The 18,586-nt window shown below is 71.8% G+C and carries 15 protein-coding genes; 6 read left to right on the top strand and 9 right to left on the bottom strand.

All coding sequences use genetic code 11. The features are described from left to right. The first annotated feature begins 5 nt into the window (after positions 1-5). The 3 genes from ITX44_RS30180 (at position 6) to ITX44_RS30170 (ending at position 3,768) form a co-directional block, all read left to right on the top strand. On the top strand, positions 6-695 hold the full coding sequence (locus tag ITX44_RS30180; protein WP_205361110.1) for a response regulator transcription factor: 690 nt from the start codon (positions 6-8) through the stop codon (positions 693-695). After that, positions 692-2,062, top strand: coding sequence for a sensor histidine kinase (locus ITX44_RS30175; RefSeq protein ID WP_205361109.1), 1,371 nt, complete (start codon positions 692-694; stop codon positions 2,060-2,062). The genes ITX44_RS30180 and ITX44_RS30175 overlap by 4 nt, the downstream gene beginning before the upstream one ends. A gap of 197 nt (positions 2,063-2,259) precedes the next feature. Next, entirely contained in the window at positions 2,260-3,768 is a 1,509-nt protein-coding gene (locus tag ITX44_RS30170) for a cellulose binding domain-containing protein (RefSeq protein ID WP_205361108.1), read from the top strand. 194 nt (positions 3,769-3,962) lie between these two features. Here ITX44_RS30170 and ITX44_RS30165 read toward each other — a convergent pair whose 3' ends face one another. The 4 genes from ITX44_RS30165 to ITX44_RS30150 all read right to left on the bottom strand — a co-directional run bounded on the left by ITX44_RS30165 (position 3,963) and on the right by ITX44_RS30150 (position 8,894). Then, positions 3,963-5,435, bottom strand: coding sequence for a GH1 family beta-glucosidase (locus ITX44_RS30165; RefSeq protein WP_205361107.1), 1,473 nt, complete (start codon positions 5,433-5,435; stop codon positions 3,963-3,965). Positions 5,436-5,526: 91 nt separating this feature from the next. Next, positions 5,527-6,447: a carbohydrate ABC transporter permease gene (locus ITX44_RS30160; RefSeq protein WP_205361106.1), complete on the bottom strand. Its 921-nt coding sequence runs from the start codon at positions 6,445-6,447 to the stop codon at positions 5,527-5,529. A gap of 2 nt (positions 6,448-6,449) precedes the next feature. Continuing rightward, positions 6,450-7,448, bottom strand: a complete 999-nt coding sequence (locus ITX44_RS30155) for a carbohydrate ABC transporter permease (RefSeq protein ID WP_205361105.1) — start codon at positions 7,446-7,448, stop codon at positions 6,450-6,452. A gap of 99 nt (positions 7,449-7,547) precedes the next feature. Further along, a complete protein-coding gene (locus ITX44_RS30150; protein WP_205361104.1) occupies positions 7,548-8,894 on the bottom strand; it encodes an ABC transporter substrate-binding protein in 1,347 nt (448 codons plus the stop codon). A gap of 337 nt (positions 8,895-9,231) precedes the next feature. Between ITX44_RS30150 and ITX44_RS30145 the strand changes: the two genes are divergently transcribed. Further along, the gene (locus tag ITX44_RS30145; protein ID WP_236061997.1) at positions 9,232-10,254 is read left to right on the top strand and encodes a LacI family DNA-binding transcriptional regulator; all 1,023 of its coding nucleotides are present in this window, start codon (positions 9,232-9,234) and stop codon (positions 10,252-10,254) included. A 119-nt stretch (positions 10,255-10,373) separates the two neighbouring features. Here the strand turns inward: ITX44_RS30145 and ITX44_RS30140 are convergent, their stop codons facing one another. Continuing rightward, complete coding sequence (locus ITX44_RS30140; protein WP_205361102.1) at positions 10,374-11,219, bottom strand: helix-turn-helix transcriptional regulator; 846 nt, start codon at positions 11,217-11,219, stop codon at positions 10,374-10,376. Positions 11,220-11,354: 135 nt separating this feature from the next. Between ITX44_RS30140 and ITX44_RS30135 the strand changes: the two genes are divergently transcribed. Continuing rightward, positions 11,355-12,278, top strand: coding sequence for an SDR family NAD(P)-dependent oxidoreductase (locus tag ITX44_RS30135; protein WP_205361100.1), 924 nt, complete (start codon positions 11,355-11,357; stop codon positions 12,276-12,278). A gap of 96 nt (positions 12,279-12,374) precedes the next feature. Here the strand turns inward: ITX44_RS30135 and ITX44_RS30130 are convergent, their stop codons facing one another. Further along, positions 12,375-13,514 (bottom strand): glutathione-independent formaldehyde dehydrogenase, encoded by a 1,140-nt coding sequence (locus ITX44_RS30130; protein WP_205361098.1) that lies wholly within the window; start codon positions 13,512-13,514, stop codon positions 12,375-12,377. Between the two features lie 123 nt (positions 13,515-13,637). On the opposite strand from ITX44_RS30130, the gene ITX44_RS30125 reads away from it, so the two are divergent. Beyond that, positions 13,638-13,826, top strand: coding sequence for a hypothetical protein (locus ITX44_RS30125; RefSeq protein ID WP_236062032.1), 189 nt, complete (start codon positions 13,638-13,640; stop codon positions 13,824-13,826). A gap of 10 nt (positions 13,827-13,836) precedes the next feature. Here the strand turns inward: ITX44_RS30125 and ITX44_RS30120 are convergent, their stop codons facing one another. From ITX44_RS30120 to ITX44_RS30110, 3 genes are all read right to left on the bottom strand, one after another. Then, entirely contained in the window at positions 13,837-14,694 is an 858-nt protein-coding gene (locus ITX44_RS30120; protein WP_205361096.1) for an Fpg/Nei family DNA glycosylase, read from the bottom strand. A 198-nt stretch (positions 14,695-14,892) separates the two neighbouring features. After that, positions 14,893-16,689: a discoidin domain-containing protein gene (locus ITX44_RS42850; RefSeq protein WP_205361094.1), complete on the bottom strand. Its 1,797-nt coding sequence runs from the start codon at positions 16,687-16,689 to the stop codon at positions 14,893-14,895. A gap of 276 nt (positions 16,690-16,965) precedes the next feature. After that, positions 16,966-18,492: a cellulose binding domain-containing protein gene (locus ITX44_RS30110; RefSeq protein WP_205361091.1), complete on the bottom strand. Its 1,527-nt coding sequence runs from the start codon at positions 18,490-18,492 to the stop codon at positions 16,966-16,968. Positions 18,493-18,586: the final 94 nt, after the last annotated feature.

The following is an 18,586-nucleotide window of genomic DNA, read 5'->3' as shown; positions in this document are numbered from 1 at the left end:
CGGGCATGGCGAGCGTGCTGGTGGTGGAGGACGACCCCTTCGTGCGGTCCGCGCTGATCCGGCATCTGGGGGAGGCCGGGCACGTGGTGCGCAGCGTCGGGACCGCGCTGGAGGCGCTGCGGGAGGTGGCGCAGGTCGGGTTCGACGTGGTGATCCTGGACCTCGGGCTGCCGGACCTGGACGGGTCGGAGGCGCTGAAGATGCTGCGCGGGCTGAGCGACGTACCGGTGATCGTGGCCACCGCCCGGGACGACGAGACCGAGGTGGTCCGGCTGCTGAACGCGGGCGCCGACGACTACCTGGTGAAACCGTTCTCCGGCGAGCACCTGTCGGCCCGGCTGGCCGCGGTGCTGCGCCGGGTCGGCGGCCGTACGGCTCCGGCGCCGGCAGAGACGGTGCTGCGGGTGGGCGGCCTGGAGATCGACGTACAGCGCCGGGCCGCGGCCCTGGACGGCGCCGCGCTGGACCTGACCCGGCGCGAGTTCGACCTGCTGGCCTTCCTCGCCGCCCGCCCGGGCGTGGTGGTGGCGAGGCGCGAACTGCTCGCCGAGGTCTGGCGGCAGTCCTACGGCGACGACCAGACCATCGACGTGCACCTGTCGTGGCTGCGCCGCAAGCTCGGCGAGACCGCGGCCCGCCCCCGCTACCTGCACACCCTGCGCGGGGTGGGCGTCAAACTGGAGCCTCCCGTATGAGGTGGGCCCTGATCCGGGTCTCGCTGGCGGTCACCGCGATGGTGGTGATCGCCTTCGCGGTGCCGCTCGGCCTGGTGGTCCGGGAACTGGCCCGCGACCGGGCGCTGACCAACGGCGAGCGGCAGGCCGCCGCCATCGCCCCGGCCCTGGCCATCACCACCGACCGGCCGCAACTGCAGCGGGCGATGGCCACCACCCAGGACCGCCCGGACCGGATCGGCCTGACGGTGCCCGCCACCGGCTACACTCCGGCGGTCGACCTGGGCAGCCACCACGCCCCGCGCGCCGCGATCGACCGCGCCGTGCTGGACGGCGCGGCGGCCACCTTGCGGGTGCCCGGCGGCTACGCGCTGCTGCGGCCGACCGCAGTCAGTTCCGGCACGGTCGCGGTGGTCGAGGTGTTCGTGCCCGACCGCGAGGTCACCCGCGGGGTCGCCACCGCCTGGCTGGTGCTGGCCGGGGTGGGCCTGGCGCTGATGGCCGGCTCGGTGGTGGTCGCGGACCGGCTCGGCAGCCGGATGATCCGCCCCACCGTACGGCTCGCGGGCGCGGCCCACCGGCTCGGCGAGGGCGACCTCGGCACCCGGGTGCCGGAGGACGGACCGGGCGAACTGCGGGCGGCGGCAGCGGCGTTCAACGCCATGGCCGACCAGGTGGTGCGCCTGCTGGCCGCCGAGCGCGAGCTGGCCGCCGACCTGTCCCACCGGCTGCGCACCCCGCTGACCGTGCTGCGGCTCAACACCGCGGCCCTCGGCGGCAGTCCGGCCGCCGACCAGACCCGGGCGGCGGTGGCCCAACTGGAGCGCGAGGTCGACCAGATCATCCGTACCGCCCGGCAGCAGCGAGGCACCGGCCGTCCGGCCGGCTGCGACGCGGCCGAGGTGATCCGGGAGCGGATGGCGTTCTGGTCCGCGCTGGCCGAGGACGAGGCCCGCGAGGTGCGGCACTCCGGCGCCGACCGGCCGGTGCTGGTCCCGGTGCCGCGGGCCGACCTGGCCGCCGCCCTGGACGCGATGCTCGGCAACGTCTTCCGGCACACCCCCGAGGGCACCGCCTTCGCGGTGGACGTGCACAGCACCGGCGAGGCGGTGATCGTGCTGGTCTCCGACGCGGGGCCGGGCGTGGCCGAACCGGCCGCCGCACTGCGCCGCGGCCACGGCGCCGGCACCGAGGGCTCCACCGGCCTCGGCCTGGACATCGTGCGCCGGGTCGCGGAGTCCACCGGCGGCGACGTGACGATAGGCCGCTCGGTGCTGGGCGGCGCCGAGATCCGGCTGTGGCTGGGCACGAGCGCCGCGCAGCCGCCCGTACCCGGCCGCCGGGCCCGCCGGCTGCGCGACCGCACGGCGCGCGGCCGACTGCGTTAAGCCCTCCCCAGCCCTTCCTTAAGAGCGCCATAAGAACCTCAACGCGCGCCCTGAACTGCGGTTTTGTCCGTTTGGCGGGCGCTAGCGTACGGCAGCGTCCGACCCGGAGTCCGAACCGGCTCGATCCGAGCCCGAGGTGAGTCCGGCGGACGTCCGCATTTCCCCGCATCCCCCCGCAGCACGAGGCAGGCACACCCATGGCAACCTCCCATCGCCGCCGCCCCAGCCGGAAGCTCCGGATCGCCGGCGCGCTCACCGCGGCCGCCGCCGTCGCGGGCGGCGCCTTCGCCCTGGCCGGAAACGCGAGCGCGGCGACCCTCGCGGCCGCGTACGACAGGACCACCGACTGGGGCACCGGCTACACGGGCAGCTACGAGATCACCAACTCCTCGGGCAGCACCCTGCACGGCTGGACCCTCAGCTTCGACCTGCCGGCCGGCACCGCGATCAGCTCGCTGTGGAACGGCACCTACCGGGTCAGCGGCGGCACGGTCACCGTCACCCCGGCGAGCTGGAACACCGACATCGCGCCCGGCGCCGCGGTCGAGGTCGGCTTCGTCACCAAGGCGGCGGGCCACGCCGCGGACCCTGTCAACTGCCTGATCGACAACGCCGCGTGCTCGGTCGCGGACGGCCCGGCCCCCACCCCCACCGGCCGTCCCACCGCCACCGCCACCCCGACCCCGGCGCCCACCTCGACCCCCACCAAGACCCCGACCCCGGCCCCCACGCCGACCAGGACCACCACCCCGACCCCCGCCCCGACGCAGACTCCGACGCAGGCCCCGCCCCCGGCCGGCGGCTCCCCGGCGGCCGGCGGCTTCGCCCCGTACGTCGACACCTCGCTCTACCCGCCGTACGACCTGACCGGCGCGATGAAGGGAGGTGGCGTCAAGCAGTTCACCCTCGCCTTCGTGCTCTCCGGCGGCGGCTGCACGCCCAAGTGGGGCGGCGTCAGCGACCTGGGCAGCGACGCGGTCGCCGCGCAGATCGGCGCGGTCCGCGCGGCCGGCGGCGACGTCCGGGTCTCCTTCGGCGGCGCCAACGGCACCGAACTCGCCTCCGCCTGCTCCTCGGCCGCGGACCTGGCCGCCGCGTACGGCAAGGTCGTCGACCAGTACCGGCTCACCCGGGTGGACTTCGACGTCGAGGGCGGCGCGCTGGGCGACACCGCGGCCAACACCCGCCGGGCCCAGGCGATCGCGCAGCTCCAGCACGGCCACCCGGGCCTGACGGTGTCGTACACCCTGCCCGTGATGCCCACCGGCCTCACCCAGGACGGCATCGACGTACTGACCGACGCGCACGGCAACGGGGTGGACATCGCGGCCGTCAACATCATGGCGATGGACTACGGGTCCTCGTACTCCGGCGACATGGGCCAGTACGCGATCGACGCCGCCACCGCCACGCAGGCGCAGGTCAAGGGCGTGCTCGGGCTGTCCGACGCGGCCGCCTGGAAGAAGATCGCGGTCACCCCGATGATCGGCGTCAACGACGTCAGCAGCGAGACCTTCACGGTCGCCGACGCCTCGCAGCTGGTGACCTTCGCCCGCGGCAAGGGCCTGGCGTGGCTGTCGATGTGGTCGGCCGGCCGGGACAAGCAGTGCGCCGGCGGCGCGCAGAGCTGGGCGGACCCCACGTGCAGCTCGATCCAGCAGAGTGCGGGCGCCTTCGCCAAGGCGTTCGCCGCCTACGCGGGCTGACTTCCCCAGGTCACGAACCCCGATTCACGAACCTCCGTTCACGAACCCCGGTTCATGACCGAAGCCCGCGACCCCGGCCGGCCGTTCCTCTCCAACCCCCATGGGAGAGGAGCGGCCGGCCGCGTGTTGCCCGCGGCCGGCCGGACGCGCGGCTGCGACGGCACCCTCGGACCGCCGCAGCCGCGCGTTGCCCCTCAGGACTTCCCGTCCTCCTCCGGGAGATCCTGAAGGACGTTGTCGCGCGCCACCTCCGCGTACCAGCGGGCGCTGCGCTTGGGGATGCGGGCCTGGCTGGCGAAGTCGACGTAGACCGCGCCGAACCGCTTGCTGTAGCCGTAGGCCCACTCGAAGTTGTCCATCAGCGACCACAGGAAGTAGCCGCGTACGTCGGCGCCGTCCGCGATCGCCCGGTGCACCGCCGCCAGGTGGGAGTGCACGTACGCGATCCGCTCCGGGTCGTTGACCGCGCCCTCGGGAGAGACGTAGTCGTCGTAGGCGGCGCCGTTCTCGGTCACCATCAGCGGCAGGTCGGGGCGCTCCCGGGCGACCCGCATCAGCAGGTCGTACAGCCCGGTGGAGTCCACCGCCCAGCGCATGGCCGTGGTCTCGCCGGGCGGCAGGTGGAAGGCGACGTGCTCCGAGCCGGGCCAGGGCGAGCCCGTGCCGCCGCCGTGGCCGTCGTTGCGGGGCAGCTCCGGGCCGTCGGTGCGCGCCCGGCCGTCGGAGACCAGCGTGGGCGTGTAGTAGTTGATGCCCATCAGGTCGATCGGGCGGGAGATCTCCGCCAGGTCCCCGCCGTGCACCAGCGCCTCCCAGTCCACCAGGTGCGCGGTGTCGGCCAGCAGGTCGGCGGGGTAGTCGCCGTTGAACAGCGGGCCGAGGAAGACCCGGTTGCCGACGGCGTCGATCCGGCGGGCCGCGTCCAGGTCGGCGGCCGAGCCGGAGGCCGGCCGCACCTGGTGCAGGTTCAGCGTGATCGAGGTGCGCGCGGTCGCCGGCAGCGCCGAGCGCAGCACCCCGATCGCCTTGCCGTGCGCCAGGTTGAGGTGGTGCACCGCCTTGAGGGCGGACTCCGGGTCGGTGCGGCCGGGGGCGTGCACCCCGGAGCCGTAGCCCAGGAAGGCCGAGCACCAGGGCTCGTTGAGGGTGGTCCAGTACGTCACACGGTCACCGAGCGCCCCCGCAACGATTCCGGCGTACTCGGCGAACCGCTCGGTGGTGTCGCGGACGGTCCAGCCGCCGACGTCCTCCAGGTCCTGCGGCAGGTCCCAGTGGTAGAGGGTGAGCACGGGGGTGATTCCGCGCTCCAGCAGCTCGTCGGTCAGCTTCCGGTAGAAGTCCAGGCCGCGCTGCACGGCCGGCCCCCGACCGGTCGGCTGCACCCGCGGCCAGGAGACGGAGAAGCGGTACGCCCCGAGGCTGAGGTCCGCCATCAGCGCGACGTCGTCCCGGAACCGGTGGTAGTGGTCTGCCGCGATGTCGCCGGTGTCCCCGTTGTGCACCCGGCCGGGCGTATGGCTGAACGTGTCCCAGATCGAAGGGGTGCGGCCGTCCTCGGCGGCGGCCCCCTCGATCTGGTAGGCGGCGGTGGCCGCCCCCCAGACGAATCCGGGTGGAAAACGGAGCGCGCGCGAGGTGTCGGCGCGATCGGGCTGGACAGCGGTCACGGAAACTCCAACGTGGGATGACGCGTGAAGCGGGGGAAGGGCGGACGGGAGGGCGGGAGCGCGGGGTGGGCGCGGCGCTGCGCCCCGGCGGTCAGCTCTTGACGGCCCCCGCGGTGATCCCGCCCACGATCTGCTTGCCGAGCACCGCGAACACCAGCAGCAGCGGCAACGTCGCCACCAGACAGCCGGTCACGACGATCGCGTGGTCGACCGTGTGGTTGCCGGACCCCAGCCCGGCCAGTGCCACCTGCACCGTCGGGTTCTGCTGGTCCAGCGCGATGAAGGGCCAGAAGAAGTCGTTCCAGGACTGGACGAAGACCAGCATCCCGAGCACCGCCATCGCCGGCCGCGCGATGGGGAAGACCACGTGCCAGATGATCCGCAGGCTGTGCGCCCCGTCCACCCGCGCCGCCTCGATCAGTTCGATGGGCAGCGCCTCGGACAGGAACTGCCGCATGAAGAACACGCCGAAGGCGGCCACCAGCGAGGGCAGGATCACCGACTGGAGGTGATCGAACCAGTGCAGGTTGGTGATGATCTGGTAGAGCGGGATCACGCTGAGCTGCGGCGGGATGGTCATGGTGGCCACCACCACGGTCAGCAGCGCGTTGCGCCCGCGGAACTCCAGCTTGGCGAAGGCGAATCCGGCCAGGGTGGCGAACACCACCGTGCTGACCGCCACGAAGCTCGCCACGATGGTGGAGTTGATCAGCGCCTTGGTCATGTCGACCTGGTCCCAGACGATCTTCAGGTTGTCGATCAGGTGGGACCCGGGCAGCAGCGGGGTGGGCGGGGTGACGATCTCGGTGTCGGTGCGGGATGCCGCGACCACCGTCCAGTACAGCGGGAAGAGCGACAGCAGGGCCGCGACGATCAGGAACACGTACGCGATCGGGCCGGCCTGCTGCTGCTTGCCCGCGCCGTCCGCGCGGAAGCGGCGGCGCTTGGGGCGGGCCGCCTCGGCGGAGTGCCGCGCGCCCACCACCCGGCTGTTCTCGGTGAGTTGGGCCATGGTCAGCCTCCCGCGGTCCGGCGGTTGATCCGCAGGACGAACAGTTGAACGGTGCCGATGAGCAGCAGGATCCCCAGCATCACCCAGGCCACGGCGGACGCCTGGCCGAGTTCGCCGGTCTGCCAGCCCTTCTCGTACATGTACAGGCTCAGCGTCTGGTACTGGTGCGCCGAGCCGCCGCTGATCCCGACGCCGCCGCCGTAGAGCATCGGTTCGCCGAAGAGCTGGGTGGCACCGATGGTGGACACGATGATGGTGAAGAAGATCGTCGGCCGGATCGACGGGATGGTCACGCTGATGAACTGGCGCCAGCGCGAGGCGCCGTCCAGGGCCGCCGCCTCGTACAGGTCGGCGGGCACCGCCTGCATGGCGGCCAGGTAGATCAACGCGTTGTACCCGGTCCAGCGCCAGGTCACGATCGCCGAAATGGCGATCTGCGCCGGCCACTTGGAGGTCTCCCACTGGATGCCGTGCACCCCGAGGTGACCCAGGAACTGGTTGATCATGCCGTAGTCGGGGTTGAAGAGCTGGACGAACACCAGCGAGGCCGCGGCGATCGAGGTCGCGTACGGGGCCAGTATCGCGACCCGGAAGAAGCCGCGGGCGCGCATCTTGAAGTTGAGCAGGTGGGCCAGGCCCAGCGCCATCAGCAGCTGGGGGACGGTGGAGATGACTCCGAGGGTGAAGGTGTTGCGCAGCGCGGTCCAGAAGAAGCTGCTGTCCCACAGCCGCGTGTAGTTGCGAAAGCCCACCCAGTGGGCCGGGGCGCCCAGCTCCACCTGATGCAGCGACAGCCAGCCTGTGTAGATGAGCGGGAACAGGCCGAAGGCGGCGAAGACGAGGAAGAAGGGCGAGATGAAGGCGTAAGGCGACGCCTTCGTGTCGAACCGGTACAGCCGGGAGCGCCAGCCCGCGGAACGACGACCGTCCGGGGCGGGCGCGGAGGGGGCGGAACGGGCGGGCGGCGGGGAGCCGTCTGCCGCCCTGACGGAGGTGGCCACGAGGGCGTCCTTCCGGTAGGGGGTACGGACCGCCCGGCAGGAGGGAGTCACTGCCGGGCGGCCCCGCAGGAGGGCGGGTGGATCACATGGCGGGCAGGACTACTGCTCGATCTTGTCCTTGACGAGTTTCTGCACGTTCGACCACGCCTTGTCCTTGGCTGTGCCGTGCTGCTCCATGTCGAGGATGCCGTTGTCGGTGATGAACGTCTTCACCTGGCCGTCCCACTGCCCGATGGGCGCGGGCTGCACGTTCTGCGCGGTGGTGGTGTAGACCTTGCCGACCGGGGTGCCCGGGAAGAAGTCGTTGGTCGCGGCGAGCACCGCCGGGTCGTTCAGCCCCGCCTTGGTGGACGGGATGTTGCCGAACTTCTGGAAGACCTTGACCTCCTGGGCGGGCGCGGTCAGCCACTCGGCCAGCGCCTCGGCCTCCTTGACGTGCTTGCCCGCCGAGGGCACCCCCAGGAACGAACCGCCCCAGTTGCCGGCCTGCGGCGGCTGGGCGATGTCCCACTTGCCCTTCAGCGCCGGGCCGGAGTTGGTCGCGACCTGGCCGACCATCCAGCTCGGGCAGGCCACGGTGGCGAACTTGGACGTCTTGAACGCCGCGTTCCACGAGTTGTCGGTGTTGAACTGCCGCAGCTTGGCGGTCAGTCCGTCCTGCACGGCCTCGGTCGCCAGGTCCCAGGCGGTCTTCACACCGGCGCTGGTGTCGTAGATCAGCTTCCCGCTCGCGTCGCTGTACTGGGTCGGCTGACTGGCCAGCACCGCGTTGAACAGGCCGCTGCCGGAGTCCGTGAACGCCACGCCGGCCGGCGCCTTGGCCTTGAACTTCTTGCCGGCGTCCACGAACTTCTGCCAGTCGCCCGCCCAGAGCTGTGCCACCTGGTCCCGGTCGGTGGGCAGGCCGGCCTGCTGGAACAGGTCCTTGCGGTAGCAGATCGCGGTCGGGCCGATGTCGGTGCCCAGGCCGATGACCTTGCCGTCGCTGGTGGTGGCCTGCTTCTCCTTGTAGGAGACCCAGTCGTCCACGTTGACTCCGGGCGCCTTGCCGATGTCCTCGAACTTCGAGGCGATGGCGGGGGTGACCGCCTCGGCGATGTAGCCGACCTCGATCGCCTGGATGTCCGCGAGACCGCTGCCCTGAGTGAGGTGGAGCTTGAGCGTGTCCCAGTACTGCTGGCCGTCGGAGGTGTTGTCCTCCACGACCGTGATGTTCGGGTGCAGCTTGTGGTACTCCGAGAAGAGGGCCGCGCCCGTCTTGTCGTCGTAGCCGAACGATCCGAAGTCGCCGATGTGCAGCGTGATCTTCTGGTTGGCGTCGGAGCTGCCGCCCCCCTTGGAATCGTTGTTGCTGTCGCTGCTGCAGCCGGTGATCAGAGTCGCGCAGGTCGCAATCCCCGCGACCGCGATGACGGCGGCCTTGCGGGTTCTGCCGGAAGTGCGCATTCCACTCTCCTTGTCAGGGTGGGTCTGGCGTGCGGGTGGTGCGAGGGTCCCCGGGTATGTGCGTGCGCTGAGCGGTGCGTGTGGCGTGCGTGTGCCGTGCACTGTGGGAGCGCTCCCACTAGGCTTTCCGGAACATTCACGCCTCGGAGGGGTCAATGTCAAGATGTGAAGTCCATTTCGTTGCCGGAACGTGTCCGCGGCCGATGGGCGATTACTTCTTGAACGGAAGCCCCGGCCTGGGCCTTGTAGTGTGGGAGCGCTCTCAAGAACTCGGTGAGCGCGAGTGGGCCGGGCGCTAATGTGGCGCGACAGTGGAGTGCGGGAGGCGGTAGTGGCCATGAACGGTCGGCACAGCGGACGGCCCACCCTGGAGGAGGTGGCAGTACGCGCCGGGGTGGGACGCGGTACGGTCTCGCGGGTCATCAACGGCTCGCCACGGGTCAGCGACCGCGCCAAGGCCGCGGTGGAGGCGGCCATCGCGGAGTTGGGCTACGTGCCCAACCGGGCGGCCCGCGCGCTGGCCGGCAACCGCACGGACGCGATCGCGCTGGTCATCCCGGAACCGGAGACCAGGCTCTTCGCCGAGCCGTACTTCTCCGACATCATCCGGGGCATCGGGGCGGAGCTGGCGGACACCGACATGCAGCTGCTGCTCACCCTGATCCGTACGCCCAAGGAACGGACCAGGTTCGCCCAGTACCTGGCCGCCCACCGGGTGGACGGGGTGCTACTGGTCTCGGTGCACGAGGACGACCCGCTGCCCGACCTGCTGGAGCAGCTCGAGATGCCCGCGGTGCTCAACGGCCGGCGCTCCGACCTGGAGTCGGTCAGCTACGTGGACGCCGACAACGTCGGCGGCGCCCGGTCCGCCGTCGCCCATCTGATCGCCCGCGGCCGCCGCCAGGTCGCCACCATCACCGGCCCGCAGGACATGTACGTGGCGCGCTGCCGGCTGGACGGCTACCACCAGGCGGTCGACGAGGCCGGGCTCGCCCCTTCCGACACGCTGGTCGCCCACGGCGACTTCACCGAGCAGGGCGGCCGGCGGGCCATGCGCGAGCTCCTGGAACGCGCCCCCGGGGTCGACGCGGTCTTCGCCGCCTCCGACGTGATGGCCGCCGGCGCCCGCGCGGTGCTGCGCGAGGCCGGCCGCCGGGTGCCCGAGGACGTGGCCCTGATCGGCTTCGAGGACTCCGCGATCGCCCGCCACATGGACCCGGCGCTCACCTCGGTCCGCCAGCCCACCGAGGAGATGGGCCGCACCATGGCCCGCGTCCTGCTGGAGGAGATCGCCGAGCGCGCCTCGGTCCGCCGCCACGTGGTGCTCGCCACGGAGTTGGTGCAGCGCGACTCCGTCTGACGGCCGGGACCACGACGCGGCACGTGCGTGGGGGTACGTGTGCGCATCGCGGGTCCGGGGCCGCGCGCCGGGGGCTCACGGGTACGGGGCCGGTGGTACGGCGCCGCGTGCGCGGGACGTCACGGCCGCGCGGCCGCCGGCACCCCGGCGCGCTCGGCGAGCAGCCGCAACCGCTCCTCGGACGGTGAGCCCGGCTCGGCGAAGTGCAGGCCGAGGGACTGCTCGCGGTCGCCCTCCGGGGTGAGCGACTGGTAGGACAGCACCATCTCGCCGGCCACCGGGTGGCGGTAGTGCTTGACGCCGTAGGCGCGGCGCATCACGTCGTGCTCGGCCCACCAGCGGCGGAAGTCCGGGTCGCGTGCGGACAGCTCGTCGACCAGCTCGTCCAGCCTCGGGTCGTGCGGGAAGCGCCCGGCGTACCGGTGCAGCACCGCCACGGTGCCGCGCGCGGACTCCGGCCAGTCCGCGTACAGCCCGCGGGCCACCGGGTTCAGGAAGATGAAGCGCACCATGTTGCGCTCCCGCACCGGCAGCGCCTCGAAGTCGGTGTAGAAGGCGCGGGCCATCGGGTTCGACGCCAGCACGTCCATCCGCCGGCCCAGCACCAGCGCGGGGACGTCCCGCATGGTCTCCAGCACCCGGTCGAGGCCCGGCGCCACCTTCTGCACCGGGAGCGCCTGTGCGCGCCCAGGGCGGGCCAGGGCGAACAAGTGGTCCCGCTCGGTCGTATCGAGCCGCAGCGCCCGCGCCAGGGCCTCCAGCACCGCCTCCGAGGCGTTCGCCTGCCGCCCCCGCTCCAGCCGTACGTAGTAGTCCACGCTCACCCCCGCGAGCCGGGCCACCTCCTCCCGCCGCAGCCCCGGCACCCGCCGCACCCCCGTCTCCGTCCCGAGCCCCGCCTCCCGCGGGCTCACCCGCGCCCGCCGCGTCCGCAGAAAATCGCCGAGGTCGGTCATGTCGTTCATTCTCTCCCGCCGGTGGGGGGTACTGGCGTGCCCCCGGTACGGGCGGGCTCCCTGGGCGGGTCGTGGGGTGGGGGTGGGCGCGGGAGGGTGGAGGGGAGGCGGGGAAGCCCGCCGGACGAGGAGAGAGGGAAGCGTATGAGCGGGAACACGGGCCGGGTGACCACGCCGTTCGGGGCGACGTCGACCGCGGAGGAGGTCGTCGCGGGGGTGGACCTGGCGGGTCGGCGGGCGATCGTGACGGGGGCGTCCTCGGGGATCGGGGTGGAGACCGCGCGGGCGCTGGCCGGCGCCGGGGCGGAGGTGACGCTGGCGGTCCGGGACACGGCCGCGGGGGAGCGGGTGGCCGCGGAGATCGGCGGGAAGACCGATGTGCGGGCACTGGATCTGGGCGACCTGGCGTCGGTGCGGGCGTTCACGGCCGGCTGGCAGGGCCCGCTGCACATCCTGGTGAACAACGCCGGGGTGATGGCCACGCCCGAGCGGCGCACCCCGCAGGGCCGCGAATGGCAGTTCGCCGTGAACCACCTGGGCCACTTCGCCCTGACCACGGGCCTGCACCAGGCGCTGGCCGCGGCCGGCGGCGCCCGCGTGGTGGCGCTCAGCTCGATCGCCCACCTGCGCGGCGGCCTGGACCTGGACGACCTGGACTTCCGGACCCGGCCGTACGACGCCGAGCTCGCCTACGCCCAGTCCAAGACCGCCACCGTGCTGTTCGCGGTGGAGGCGGACCGCCGCTGGTCCGCCGACGGGATCACCGTCAACGCGGCGCACCCGGGCGCGATCCTGACCAACCTCACCCGCCACATGGCCCCCGGCGCCCTGGACGACGCGGTGAACTCCGGCCGCTACACCTTCAAGACCCCCGCCCAGGGCGCGGCCACCGCCGCCCTGGTGGCCACCTGGCCCGGTCTCGACGGCATCGGCGGCCGCTACTTCGAGGACTGCAACGAGGCCGTCCCGGCCCGCCCGGACTTCTTCGGCGGCGTTGCCGCGCAGGCCCTGGACCCGCAGACCGCGGCCCGCCTGTGGACGGTCTCGGAGCGGCTGACCGCCGAGTGACCCGCGGGGCCTGCGGACACCGCCCGTACCGCGCGGCGGACCGCTCACCGAAAGGTCAGCGGTCCGCCTGCGCAGGGCTGTCTGCTCGGGGTCGGCTCACATCTGCGGGTGGAGTACGACCTTGGTGTAGCCCTCGATGCGCTTGTCGAACTTGTCGTACGCCGAGGCCGCCTGGTCCAGCGGGAGCTCGTGGGAGACCACGAAGCTCGGCGTGGCGCGGCCCTCGATGATCATGTCGCGCAACTGGCGGTTGTACCGCTTGACGTTGCACTGACCGGTGCCGACCCGCAGGCCCTTCTCGAACAGCCGGCCGATCGAGACCGCGAGCATGCCCTTGCGGGCGTACTCGTCCGGGCCGCCCGGATCGCTGGGCACGTACAGGCCCGGGACGCCGAGCGCGCCGGTCGGCCGCACCGTCTCGACCAGCGAGTTCAGCACGGTGGCCGGCTCCTCGCGGTCCTCGGCGTGCGCCTTGGCCTGGTAGCCGACGGCGTCGACGCCCTTGTCGGTGCCTTCACCGCCGGTCTGGTCCTTGATCTGTGCCACCGGGTCGCCCTCGGCGAAGTTGATCGGTATCGCGCCGATCTCCCGCGCCTTGGCCAGCCGCTCGGGCACCCGGTCCACCACGAAGACCTTCTTCGCGCCGCGCAGCAGCGCCGAGTACGCCGCCATCAGGCCGACCGGACCGCCGCCGTACACCGCGACGGAGTCGCCCGGCGAGACCCCGGCCAGTTCGCAGCCGTGGTATCCGGTCGGGAAGATGTCGGCCAGCAGGATGAAATCGGTCTCGTGCGCGGTGCCCTCGGGCAGCTTCAGACAGTTGAAGTCCGCGTACGGAACGCGCAGGTACTCGGCCTGGCCGCCCGGCCACGGGCCCATGGCCACATAGCCGTACGCACCGCCGGCGAATCCCGGGTTCACCGTCAGGCAGTACCCGGTGTAGCCGGCCGCGCAGTTCTTGCAGAACCCGCAGGCGACGTTGAAGGGCATGACGACACGGTCGCCCTTCTTCAGCGAGGTGACGCCCTGACCGGTCTCCTCGATGATCCCCAGATTCTCGTGGCCGAACACGATGCCCGGCTCGGCGGCCGTGCGCCCTTCGTACATGTGCAGATCGGAACCGCAGATCGCGGTGGACGTGACCCGCACGATCACGTCGTTGGGGTGCTGGATGGCGGGTTTTGCGACGTCCTCGACGTTGACCTCGAACGGTCCCTTGTAGACGACGGCCTTCATCCTCAAACCTCCGTTCGTCGAACACCCCCCACGTGACCCACTTCTCATGCTCCACCCGGGTTATGAACCGGACAACTCGGATAAGCTGACTCGATACGCTGCGCAAACGAAGAAGGTGACATTGTGACCCCCCGCCGCGGAACCCTGCTCGTCCCCGTGCCAGGGCTGTCCGGCACCCTCTACCCGGCCGGAACCTCTGTCTTCGTACGCGGCCACGGCTCGACCGTCGACGGCTTCGTCGACGGCGACTGGCTCCCGCTGTGCTGGTGGGAATTCGCCGAGGGCGTCGAGGAAGCCGCTCCCGAGGCCTGAGCCCGGCCCGTCACCCCCTTTCTCCTTCCGACCGGCTGTCCGGCTGGCAGCGCGGACACCACACCGTGTGCCGCCCGGCCACCCGCCCGCTGCTCAGCGGCGTACCGCAGCGCGGGCAGTGCGGGTCGGGCTCGTCGCGGTGCCCGGTCAGCCAGCTCTCCCGGTCCGGCACCCGCCCCACACGCACCGAGGAGCGCAGTACCTGGCGCATCCGGCCGTGCACCCGTGCGCCCGCGTCGGCGGCGACCTCGCGCGCCGGGCGGGCCGGATGGACGTGCGAGCGCCACAGGATCTCGTCGGCCAGCAGATTGCCGAGGCCGGCGACCGCGGACTGGTCGAGCAGGACCGCCTTGACCCGGCCCCGCCGCTCGGCCAGCGCCCGGGTGAACTCCCCGGCGGCGACATCCAGCGCGTCGGGCCCCAGACCGTCCAGCGCGCGCCCGACCGTCTCCGGGCCGCCCAGCCGCAGGCCCTGCAGTTTGCGCTGGTCGCGATAGCGCAGCTCGCTCCCGTCGGCCAGCACCAGCACCATCCGGTCGTGCGGGTGGCGCGGCTCGTCGCCGTCCGCCCGCACCAGGCCGCCGGTCATCCCGAAGTGCAGCAGCAAGGTGGGGCCGCCACTGGAGTCGTCGGAGTCCCCGGAACCGTGCGGGCCCTCGGAATCCTCCGGGCTCCCGGTCGGTGCGACCAGCCACTTGCCGTGGCGGTACGGACGGCCCAGGCGGCGCCCGGTCAGCTCCCGGACGAACCGCCGGGCCGGCACGTCCCGCAGCACACCGGGGTCCGCGACCGCCACCCGCGCGATCCGCTGCCCGGCGGCCTCGTCCAGGGTCCTGCGGAAGCCTTCCACGTCCGGCAGTTCCGGCATGCACCTCGCATGCCCGGCCGGCCCGGCCGTATGCACCCGGGTTTCGGGCGGCGGGCGCAAAAAAGACCCGCCGGGGGCGAGCCCTTGCGGGCCCGCCCCCGGCGGGGTGTGGGGGGACTTTCCTGTGGGGGGTTCCGGTGTGTTCCGGTGCGGGGGGATCCCCTGTGCGGGGGCCGGGAGACGGGTGGTGCCGGCGGCTCAGTAGCCGACGGCGACCTCCATCCACTGCGGGTTGGCCATGCCGGTGTAGGCCGCCTGGCCGGCCACGTCGTCGTACGGGAAGCCGTAGGCGAGGTGGTTGATGCCGTGGTCGTGCCAGTACTTGGCGTACCAGTTGGCCGGGTCCGCGCTGTAGAACTTCGTCGGGTCCTGCTGCTGGGCGGCCGGCAGGTCGGCGGTGTGGCGGTTGAGCGCCGCGCACAGGGCCGCGTTGCTGCCGAGCGAGCCGGCACAGCCGAAGATGTTCTGCGTGGACTCGTTGACGCCGACCGAGTTCGCGTACGCCGTGTAGTAGTTGGCGTTCGCGCCGCCGGCCCGGAAGCTCGGGTCGCTGCCCGGGGCGATGATCCGGTACGGGGCCTGGGTCTGCGCCAGCACCTTGAACTGCGCGGGCACGGAGTTCTGGAAGTTCTGGAAGACCTGGTCGCGGGTCATGGTGAACAGGTCCTGCGTGTCACCGAGCTGGATCTCCTGGCCGCTGTGCGAGTGCAGCCGGATGGCCAGCGGCAGGCCCCAGGCGTCGACCCGGGTGGTGTTGCCGTAGAAGTTGGTCGCGTCGGTGCTGAACTCGATGAAGTCGTAGTACTGCCCGGTCGGCGAGCCGACGTAGAAGTACATGCGCTGGGCGCCCGACGCGATGATGTCGACGTACGGCTGCTCGGCGATGGAGTGCGTCTGGCCGTTGTAGGTCCAGTACACCTGGCTGTCCGGGTAGGCGCCGTTGGTCCGGTTGAGGACCTTGACCTCCATCACGTGCGGGGAGGCCGGGATGTCACTGGTGGTGCCCCAGAAGGCGTCGTCCGGCGGCGGGCTGGTGGGGGGAGTGGTGGTGCCCGAGGGGAGGTGGACGGCGACCTCCCACAGGGAGTAGCCGTACGCGGTGGCGCGCGCGGTGCCGTAGACCCGCACGTACCGGCCGGTGCCGTTCGTGTTCAGCTTCTGCACGCCGCCGGTGCCGGTCGTGGTCGAGTACAGGTCGCTCCACGTGGTGCCGTCGTTGGACGCCTGCACCTTGAAGGCGGTGGCGTACGCCGCCTCCCAGTTCAGGTCCACGCCGCAGATCGGCAGCGAGGCACCGAGGTCCACCTGCACCCACTGCGGGTCACTGAAGGCGCTGGACCAGCGGGTGCCGGTGTTGCCGTCGAAGGCCGCGGAGGCGGGGCTGGCGGCGTTCTCCGTGGAGGACGCGGTGGCCGGCCGGTTCAGGGCCGCGTTGTCGGTGCCGCAGGTGCTGGGCGGCGGGGTGCTGCTGCCGCCGCCGTAGACCTGGAACTCCCACAGCGAGTAGCCCCACTGGGTGGCGCGCACGGTGCCGTACATCCGTACGTACCGCCCGGAACCGTTTACGGCGAGGTTCTGCGTGCCGCCGGTGCCGGTCGTGGTCGAGTACACATCGGTCCAGGTCGTCCCGTCGTTGGACGTCTGGATCTTGAAGGCGGTGGCGTACGCCGTCTCCCAGTTGAGGGTGACCTGCGTGATCGACTGGGAGGAGCCCAGGTCGACCTGGAGCCACTGCGGGTCGGAGGCGGCGCTGGACCAGCGGGTGCCGGTGTTGCCGTCGACGGCGGCGGACGCCGGGGTGCCGGCGTTCTCGGTGGACGAGGCGGTGGCCGGCTTGCCCTGCGAGAGCAGAGTGCCCGCCGCCCCGGCCTTCTGCTGGGTGGCGGCCAGGGCCAGCCCGACCAGCAGGGCGATCAGCACGGTGAAGACGAGATACGGCCGGGATCCGCTTCGCCCTGGCCGTCGGCGCACCAGCGTGAGAGTGCTGCCTGGCATATGTGGTTTCTCCTCAACCGGGTGGGGGTCCGTGACGGAGGCTCGGGAGCGCTGGGTGAGAGCGCTCTCTGGCGTGCTGATGTTTACAACCCGCGTACGCGGTCGTCAATAAGTTGTTCAATACTGGCCAGTTGGCCACTGGGCAGGTTTCGAGAAACGAACGGACAACCCCCTGGTCACGCCGAGGGGCGGCCCCGCGCGCGCCATCCACGCGCGAGACCGCCCCGGTCGATGGTCCAGGCTGTTGCCCGGTCCGGTGCCCGGTGGTTCCCGGTGTCAGCCGAGCGTCGCCAGGTGATCGCGCAGCCCGATCCCGTACGCGGTCGGGGTGCCGTCGTAGGCGGTGATCAGCGACGGGCCGGAGGAGCAGTCCCAGTTGTTCCAGGTCCAGCCGAGGTAGCCGAGCTTGTGGCTGTCCAGCCAGTTCATGAACTGGTCGATGAACCCGTGGGAGCAGGTGTTCTCACCGATCTCGGTGGCCACCAGCGGCACCTGCGCGGCCACCGGCGCGAGCTGGGAGTCCCAGCAGGAGGCCGAGGCGCAGGAGTTGAAGTTGTACACGTGCACCACCGCGCCCAGGTTGCCGGTCGGGTCGGTGGGCTTGTGGGCGAGCCAGCCGGTCAGGTCGTTGGAGTAGGCGACGCCGCCGAGCAGGATCACGTTCTGCGCGCCGGTGCCGCGTACCGCGTTCACCAGCGACTGCATGCCGGCCACCTGGTAGCCGATGCCCGGGCAGGTGCCGCCGTCCCGCCAGCAGGTCCACGCCTGGTCGGCGGTGGAGGTGGCGCGGTCCGGGTAGGGCTCGTTGAACATCTCGAAGACCACCGAGGTGTTCGCCTTGAAGGTGTTGGCCACGCTGGTCCAGAACGGGATCGCGTACTGCGCGTCGGGCATCGGCTTCTGGCAGGTCGCGTTGACATCCGAGCAGCCGGCCGAGTTCCCGGTGTACGTGCCGTGCGTCCAGTGCAGTTCCAGGATCGGCGTGATGCCGTGCGCGGTCAGGCGGTTGACGAAGTCGGAGATCGCGGAGATGTAGTTGGCGCCCGCGTCGGCGGCCGGCACGTAGCTCAGCCCCTGCCAGCAGTCCTCGTTGAGCGGGACGCGGACCGCGGTCACCCCCTTCCAGCTCTTGATCGCCGAGATCGCCGTGTCGTCCACCGGGCCGTCGAAGATGCCGCGGCCCTGTGCGCACATGAACTCCGAGCCGGACCGGTTGACGCCGTGCAGCACCACCTGCTTGCCGGTGGAGTCCACCAGCTGGCTGCCCGAGACGTGCAGCTTGGGCGGCGCGGTGTCACCACCGGGCGGGGTGGTGGGAGGTGTGGTCGGCGGCGTCGTGGGGGGCGTCGTCGGGGGAGTGGTGGGCGGCTGGGTCTGGTCGGTGTTGCACACCGTGCCGTTGAGCGTGAAGGAGGCCGGTACCGGGTTGCTGCCCGACCAGTTGGCCAGGAAGCCGGCGCTGACCGTGCCGCCGGTGGCGATGGTCCCGTTGTAGGAGGCATTGGTGACGGTCACGGTCCTGCCGGACTGCGTCCACGTGCCGTTCCAGCCCTGGGTCACCTTCTGGGTGCCCGGGAAGTCGAAGGTCAGGGTCCAACCGGAGGTGGCGGCGACGTTGTTGGTGATGACCACGCCGCCCTGGAACCCGGAGTCCCATTGGCTGGTGACCGAATAGGCCACCGTGCAGGCCGGCGCCGCTCCGGCCGCCGAAGTCGCGCCCAGCGCGGGCAGCAGAGCGGCGGTGGCTGCCGCCGTGGTCACGGCGGCGATGGAGAACGCCGCGGTGCGCGTTGGTCGTCGCATGAGCGACTCCTTCGGGTGGGGGGATCGAAGAAGTGGACGCGCTCCCACTGGTCCGGCGTCGAACCCTAGCGTCAAGTGGCCCGCCCCGGTAGGG

This window comes from Actinacidiphila acididurans (assembly GCF_016918855.1).
Classification (GTDB): Bacteria; Actinomycetota; Actinomycetes; order Streptomycetales; family Streptomycetaceae; genus Actinacidiphila; species Actinacidiphila acididurans.
The sequence above is the reverse complement of the archived record's forward strand: the minus strand, read 5'-3'. Positions and strand labels throughout refer to the sequence as shown.